This window comes from Ferdinandcohnia sp. SAFN-114 (assembly GCF_059415045.1).
On sequence record NZ_JBPFDQ010000067.1, the window covers coordinates 21,054 to 28,700 of the forward strand.

Genomic DNA, 7,647 nt, shown 5'->3' on the forward strand with positions numbered 1-7,647 from the left:
ACTCATGGGAAATGAAAATAAAGAGCCAAAACATCCGGTCTCATCGAATTTAGAAGAAAATCGAAGTTATTTAAAAGAAGCCCTTGGTGTAGACAAAAGTTTTGATGTAATCCAAATTGATGTCGAATATGCCGGCAAAGACATGTCAATGTTTTTAATTGATGGCCTTATTAAAGATGATATTTTGCATTTATTGCAAAAATTTCTTGCTAAACAAGACGAGAGCACATTAAAAATAGACGGATTAGAAAAACTACTGAAGACGTATATTCCATATGTAGAAGTGGAAAGCACAGACGACCTAGATAAGGTTGTTGACATGGTCCTTGCGGGTCCAACTGCTTTAGTCATCGAAGGCATTGATAAGGTTATTTTAATAGATGCTAGAACCTATCCTGTAAGGGGTCCTGAAGAACCTGACACAGAACGAGTTGTAAGAGGGTCTAGGGATGGCTACGTCGAGACGGTTGTCTTTAATACTGCATTAACGAGAAGAAGAGTTCGGGATAAATCCCTCCGAATGGAATATATGCAGGTGGGAAGACGTTCAAAGACAGATATCGTGATTAGTTATATTGAAGATATTGCTGATCCTGACCACGTTAAAGAAGTTAAAGATGCCATTTCAAAGATTGATACTGATGGTTTGCCAATGGGTGAAAAGACCATTGAGGAATATATATCAGGACGACATTATAATCCATATCCGGTTGTAAGATATACGGAAAGGCCAGATACCGCAGCTGCACATCTATTCGAGGGTCATATTATCATCATGGTTGATGGTTCACCAAGTGTTCTTATTACCCCAACCACATTTTGGCATCATATGCAGCATGCCGAGGAATATCGTAACAGCCCCGTAACTGGGCTATACTTGCGCTTGGTTCGCTATTTTGGTGTATGGGCATCACTGTTTTTGTTACCATTATGGTATTTGTTTGCTGTTCATCCTGAGCTATTGCCAGATAATCTTAAATTTATTGGTCCAAATGATGATGGCAGATTACCATTAATATTACAGTTCTTTTTAATTGAAATTGGAATCGATCTGTTGAGAATGGCAGCCATTCACACTCCAACTGCCCTTGCAACGGCACTAGGGCTTGTCGCAGCCATGTTGATTGGACAGGTGGCAGTTGAAGTTGGTTTATTTACAAATGAGGTTATTTTGTACCTTGCAATTGCAGCCATAGGAACCTTCTCAACACCAAGCTATGAGATGAGCCTTGCAAACCGCTTAGCCAGACTATTTTTCTTATTAACGACCAGCATATTTGGAGTAATTGGATTTGTCGTAGGAATTACACTATGGATTCTCTACTTAGCACGAATGAAATCATTTAATGTTCCATATTTATGGCCGTTTATTCCATTTTCCTTCAAAGGATTTAAGGATGTTTTATTCCGTGCTCCTATTCCATTAAAAAGAAATAGACCGAAAATATTACATCCAAAAGATCCAGATAAATAAATTTCTTTAGGAGTGCTTTCTTTAAAAGGAAGCACTCCTTTTACATTTTTATGGACTTTCATGAGAAAGACTTGCGTGTTTCTATTTTTTTAAATAAGCTAGTATATATTGTGGAATGCAGAAGGTGAGAAAGTGAAAACAATTTATGATATTCAACAATTTCTAAAAAAATTTGGCACGATCATTTATGTTGGTGACAGAGTTGCTGACCTGGAATTAATGGAAACTGAAATACAAGAGCTTTACAATTCACAGCTCATCGAAACAAAGGAATATCAATCAGCTATTTTTCTACTCCGCCAAGAAATTGTCCGGGAAACCGAAAAAAGAGCGAAAAACAAATAAAGGAATGGACGATATGGAAAAATTATTAATTGGTATCGATTTAGGTGGTACAACTGTCAAACTTGCCTTTATCACACAAGAAGGTGAAATTGTTACAAAATGGGAAATTCCAACGGATAAATCTGGAGCAAAAATTATCCCGGATATTGCAAAAGCAATTGAAGCAAAAATGGTAGAACTTAAGCTTTCAAAAGAACAATTCGCTGGTGTAGGTATGGGTGCCCCTGGGCCAGTTCATTTTGAAGACGGCGTTATCTATAAAGCAACCAATCTCGGATGGAGAGAGATGTATCCTCTAAAAGCAGAGCTTGAAGCGAAAATTGGGTTGCCTGCAGTTATCGATAACGATGCAAACGTTGCTGCTATCGGTGAAATGTGGAAGGGTGCAGGTGCAGGCGCAAAGGACTTACTTTGTGTAACGTTAGGAACAGGTGTCGGTGGAGGCATTATCTCTAATGGTCATGTAGTTCGAGGAGCCAATGGGGCAGGTGGAGAAATTGGCCATATCACTTCCTTGGTTGATGGTGGTGCTTTATGTGGCTGTGGAAAAAAGGGCTGTATCGAAACAATAGCATCTGCTACTGGTATCGCACGTTTGGCAACTGAGGCCCTTCAGGGTGGAAATGACTCAAGTGTTCTTCGAGAACAATTTGAACAAACTGGAAAAGTCACCTCAAAGGATGTTTTTGATGCAGCAGGCAAAGGGGACCATCTAGCCCAGGAAATCATTGACAATGTAACATTTCACCTTGGCTTAGCTTTAAGTCATGTCGCTAATGGACTAAACCCAGAAAAAATCGTTATTGGTGGCGGAGTCTCAAAAGCAGGTGAGCAATTACTGCTTCCATTAAGAAAGCAGTTTAAGCGTTTTGCTTTTTCAAGGGTAGCCGAAGTTGCTGAAATAGCCATTGCCACATTAGGAAACGATGCGGGTGTAATAGGTGCAGCTTATTTGGCTAAAAACAACCAATAAATAGTAAAAAGAGATTTCACAATGAAATCTCTTTTTTTACATTTTTGTTAGAATATTTAAAAGATTGTTACTTTTGGTTACTATGAAACTTTCTAGTCAACTAATCGTCTTATATGTATATACATAATGTACATCTATATGATTTTATAAGATTTAGTTGTTTAGATGATTGATTTTTAGTCAAAAAAGTATTAAGATTATCTTTAGATTTTTCTAAATTACCTAAAAATGGAAGTAAGAACATTAATCTTTGGTGCTCCGCGGTCTTGAAAACAAGGAGGTATATTGATGATTAAGTCATCAACTTTATCCAAATCAAAGTTCATCTTTTTAGCTGCATTTATGCTTTGGATAAAAACATATATCGTATATAAAACTAGCTTTGATATAAAAATAGAAAACTTGATGCAAGAGTTTATTTTACTGATAAACCCATTGAGTTTTTTGTTGCTGTTCTTTGGTATTTCTTTCTTTATTAAGGATAAGCATCGTACTAAGTTCATTATATTTGCTAGTTTACTATCTTCATTTGTGTTATTTGCGAATGTTGTATTTTACAGATTCTTCAATGACTTTTTGACTCTTCCTGTTCTTTTTCAAACAAGTAACATGGGGGATTTAGGAACCAGTATTACAGAAAATTTAAAGGCAACAGATCCACTCCTTTTCATTGATGTAGTTATTCTAATTTTGATCAATAAATATAAACCAAGTTTTACTGCCGCGGAAGTTATCACGAAAAAGGAAAGAAGATCCTATTTCATCCTTGTTGCAGCTATCTTCTTTTTTAATCTTGGATTAGCAGAAGCTCAGCGACCACAGTTATTGACAAGAACCTTTGACCGTGAAATGTTAGTGAAGAATATCGGGACATACAACTATCAAATTTATGATATTGTCCTACAATCAAAATCTTCCGCCCAACGAGCTTTGGCCGACAGCAGTTCATTTATTGGAATCGAAAACTATTTAAAAGCAAATCAAAAGGAACCAAGCGATAAATTTGGTATTGCACAAGGAAAGAATGTCGTCGTAATTTCAATGGAATCACTTCAAAACTTCGTCATTAATGAAACCATTGATGGGGAAGAAATTACGCCATTCCTAAATGATTTTATAAAAGAAAGTTATTACTTTGACAATTTTTATCATCAAACAGGTCAAGGAAAGACATCAGATTCAGAGTTTTTATTGGAAAATTCATTATATCCACTTGGACGCGGAGCCGTTTTCTTTACCCATGCTAATAATGAATTTACAGCAACTCCTGAATTTATTAAGGACTATGGATATTTTTCATCAGTCTTTCATGCGAATAACAAGACTTTCTGGAATCGCGATATCATGTATGATTCTCTCGGGTATGATGAATTTTTTGATCTTGAAAGTTATGAGGTTACAGAGGAAAATTCAATTGGATGGGGCTTAAAGGATATCGATTTCTTTGAACAATCCATTGACTTATTAAAGTCACAGCCACAGCCGTATTACTCAAAATTTATTACATTAACAAACCATTTCCCTTTTGAACTTGGTGAAGAGGACAAAATGGTAAATGAATTTAATTCAAACTCAAGAACATTGAACCGTTATTTTCCAACAGTTCGCTATATGGATGAGTCCATCAAAATCTTTATCGAACGACTTAAAGAAGAAGGAATGTATGAAAATACCATATTTGTTCTTTATGGGGATCACTATGGAATTTCTGAAAACCATAATAAAGCGATGGCACAGTTTCTAGGGAAAGAAGAAATCACACCATTTGATTCAATTCAACTGCAAAAGGTACCATTAATTATTCACATTCCCGGAGTGACAGATAAGAATCCACAAGTAATTTCAACTGTATCTGGACAAATAGATTTAAAACCAACCATTTTAAATCTCCTTGGAATGGATATACGTAATGACGTTCATTTCGGTAGTGATTTATTTTCTGAAGAAAAAATACCATTGACTGTCTTACGTGATGGAAGCTTTATCACAGATAAGCATGTATTTACGAAGAATACTTGTTATGATAAAGAATCAGGTGAAGAGACAGAAATTAGCTATTGTGAGCCTTACATGGAAAAAGCAGGGCTAGAATTGGATTATTCAGATGAGATTGTCTATGGAGACCTACTCCGCTTCTATAATGGAACATCTTATCATGAACCAGTCCCTGAAGAGTTTAAAGAATAAGTAAATAAAAGCCTTGGCCCAAATGAGGGTCAAGGTTTTCCGATGGCATGAAGTGCATCCCATCGGTCATAAAATGGTAGGAGAGGATAACAAGGAGGTATAGGTGTGAAGGTCATTGTCCGTCCAGGAGACACTTTCTGGTATTACAGTCAATTGTTTGCTATCCCTATTCATTTATTAATTGACTCAAATTTACATTTGAATATAAATAATTTGCAGGTTGGAGCAGAAGTAAAGATTCCCGGTTTTCTTTTAAAACAGCATAAGGTTGTTCAAGATGATACGTTATGGAAGTTGGCGAAATCTCGGACACTTATGGCAGATGCTTTATTTTTAGTGAATCCAGGGATAACAGCCGAAAATCTACAGGTTGGCCAAATGATTCTGATTCCAGAAAGAGTGGTTCAACCAATCGTAAATGGAAATAGAGAGTACGATTTTGCTGATATGGTGAGTGATATTGAGCAATTAAAGACGATTTATCCATTTCTTCAAACCCGGTCTATTGGTAAAAGTGTATTAGGTAATGATCTGCTTGAGCTTCGAATTGGTAGAGGAGAAAAGAGGGTTCATTGGAATGGGTCGTTTCATGCAAATGAATGGATTACAACAAATGTCATTATGACCTTTATAAATGATTATTTACTGGGTTTAACAAATATGGCTCCGATTAGAGGGTTTTATGTCGAGCCATTATATTTGGAAACACTCTTATCAATAGTTCCTATGGTGAATCCAGATGGTGTTAATTTGGTGCTTAATGGTCCTCCTGAACAGAAACCATATAAAGATGAAGTTGTAAAAATTAACAATGGAAGTTTTGATTTTAAAGACTGGAAAGCAAATATTCGCGGTATTGATTTAAATAACCAATTTCCAGCAAATTGGGAGATTGAAAAAGAAAGAAAAGAACCAAAGTCGCCCGCACCCCGAGATTACCCAGGCGATACTCCATTAACTGAGCCAGAAGTAATCGCCATTGAGAAACTAACAAGAGATGCAAACTATAATCGTGTATTAGCCTTCCATACCCAAGGAGAGGTTATTTATTGGGGATATGAGGGGTTAGAGCCATTAGAGTCTGGTACCCTTGTGAATGAATTTTCAAGGGTTAGTGGATATAGAGCAGTTCGAACGATAGATAGCCATGCAGGATATAAGGATTGGTTTATTCAAGAATGGAAGAAACCAGGGTTTACTTTCGAATTGGGGGAAGGTGTTAATCCACTCCCACTTTCTCAATTTGATGAAATTTATCAGGAGACTCTCGGAGCATTTTTAGCCTCTTTGTATATGTGAAAACGTTCTCTAGAAAAGTCGGTGAAAAGGCCGGCTTTTTTCCTTGCGCTGAAACTTTTTAACGTGCATAATCGTATTATCTGTTAAGGGAACAATAGAACGTGGAACTCTATTTTAGATGCTAAAGAGGTGATTTTTGAGTTGATGAGAAATTTAATATTCTTTTTTATGTTACTTTTTCTACTAGCTGGCTGTAATTCTCATCAACATTTTGATTCAAGTGATGCGCCAGACAGTAGGAATAAGAATGTTACAAAAGGTCCTGTACCTGCAGAATTCTTTGGAGAAAATCAAGAGGTAAAGCCGCTTGATCTTAGCGGGGAAGAATTCAATAGTGTAGGTGAATGGTATGATGATGAAAGCATCCTCTATGTTACCGATGATAATGGTATTTCAACAATATATAAGTATCACTTGTTCACTGGTAAAAAGGAGCTGTTCCTCCAAACCTCTGCCCCTGTGCTGACAATGAAGGCAAATGAGGACCATTCCATGTTTTTAATACATACATCAGATTCTCAAAATATGGCGAAGTTAATGGTGGTAAACAAAGAAGGAAACGTGCAATTTGAATGGGAAATCAATTCCTTTGATTTGTTTTACAGCTGGAATCCTTATCATCCAAGTGAGGTATTTGTAACAACGTTTTTAGAGGATTGGTCGTTTCAAACCCATTTGGTGGACATTCAGTCCGAGGAAAAAACGAAATTTGAGGTCTTTCAGCCTTTTATTCAATGGGTTAGTCCCAATACAATTTCATATTTAAAATGGGACCAAAACGAATTAGATTACTTTGCACCACTTTATTCGTATCATTTAGATACAAAAACAGAAGGACTCTTATTTGAGGATATTATTTCGTTCGTTACTTTTAAAAATCTACTTGTTACATATGAATTAATTCAAGGGGAGGAGGCATTTGCAAAGGTTGGCCTTTACCACCCTGAACAGAATAAAAAGCTATATGAATTTAAAATGCCACTCTTAAGTGACTATTCAAAATGGTATATTCCTTCAGCCGATTATGCCGTCGAACAAAAGAAATTCTACTCGTTTCAACCATATTCAAATGGAGCATTTGATACGTACGGAGAAAAATTCGAATTGGTTTCCTACGACATCAGTACAAGGAAAGAAGAGGTTATCCTTGAAAAAGTAGATGATCAACCCCTTAACTTTTCTCCAAATGGTTTCTTATGTTTATATGGTTTTCAATTTGAGAAGATTATTGATATGAGGACAAAAAAAATAACAGACCTTGTAGCAAATTAAGGGAAATGAAAAAAGCCATCGTATGAACTGACCTAGCCAAATGAGACATATATAAAACACCTATCCATATTAAATTTAACACTTTTTCATTAATTTG

6 protein-coding genes are annotated in these 7,647 nt (G+C 36.2%); all 6 read left to right on the forward strand.

All coding sequences use genetic code 11. The features are described from left to right. The first annotated feature begins 4 nt into the window (after nt 1-4). On the forward strand, nt 5-1,474 hold the full coding sequence (locus ACR65M_RS19065; protein WP_121447205.1) for a spore germination protein: 1,470 nt from the start codon (nt 5-7) through the stop codon (nt 1,472-1,474). Between the two features lie 132 nt (nt 1,475-1,606). Continuing rightward, nucleotides 1,607-1,819 carry a YqgQ family protein gene (locus tag ACR65M_RS19070; RefSeq protein ID WP_440274102.1) on the forward strand — a complete coding sequence of 71 codons (213 nt, stop codon included), beginning with the start codon at nt 1,607-1,609 and terminating at the stop codon, nt 1,817-1,819. Nucleotides 1,820-1,832: 13 nt separating this feature from the next. Continuing rightward, nucleotides 1,833-2,792 (forward strand): ROK family glucokinase, encoded by a 960-nt coding sequence (locus ACR65M_RS19075; protein ID WP_440274103.1) that lies wholly within the window; start codon nt 1,833-1,835, stop codon nt 2,790-2,792. 291 nt (nt 2,793-3,083) lie between these two features. Then, nucleotides 3,084-4,979 (forward strand): LTA synthase family protein, encoded by a 1,896-nt coding sequence (locus tag ACR65M_RS19080; protein ID WP_440274107.1) that lies wholly within the window; start codon nt 3,084-3,086, stop codon nt 4,977-4,979. Nucleotides 4,980-5,084: 105 nt separating this feature from the next. After that, on the forward strand, nt 5,085-6,278 hold the full coding sequence (locus tag ACR65M_RS19085) for a M14 family metallopeptidase (RefSeq protein WP_440274104.1): 1,194 nt from the start codon (nt 5,085-5,087) through the stop codon (nt 6,276-6,278). A 144-nt stretch (nt 6,279-6,422) separates the two neighbouring features. After that, nucleotides 6,423-7,550, forward strand: a complete 1,128-nt coding sequence (locus tag ACR65M_RS19090; protein ID WP_440274105.1) for a YqgU-like beta propeller domain-containing protein — start codon at nt 6,423-6,425, stop codon at nt 7,548-7,550. The last annotated feature ends 97 nt before the right edge of the window (nt 7,551-7,647 follow it).

What these genes read in the sequence shown, in the direction of transcription:
- ACR65M_RS19075 (WP_440274103.1), top strand. Translation starts at nt 1,833, where the DNA reads ATGGAAAAATTATTAATTGGTATCGATTTAGGTGGTACAACTGTCAAA.
- ACR65M_RS19090 (WP_440274105.1), top strand. Translation starts at nt 6,423, where the DNA reads ATGAGAAATTTAATATTCTTTTTTATGTTACTTTTTCTACTAGCTGGC.
- ACR65M_RS19065 (WP_121447205.1), top strand. Translation starts at nt 5, where the DNA reads ATGGGAAATGAAAATAAAGAGCCAAAACATCCGGTCTCATCGAATTTA.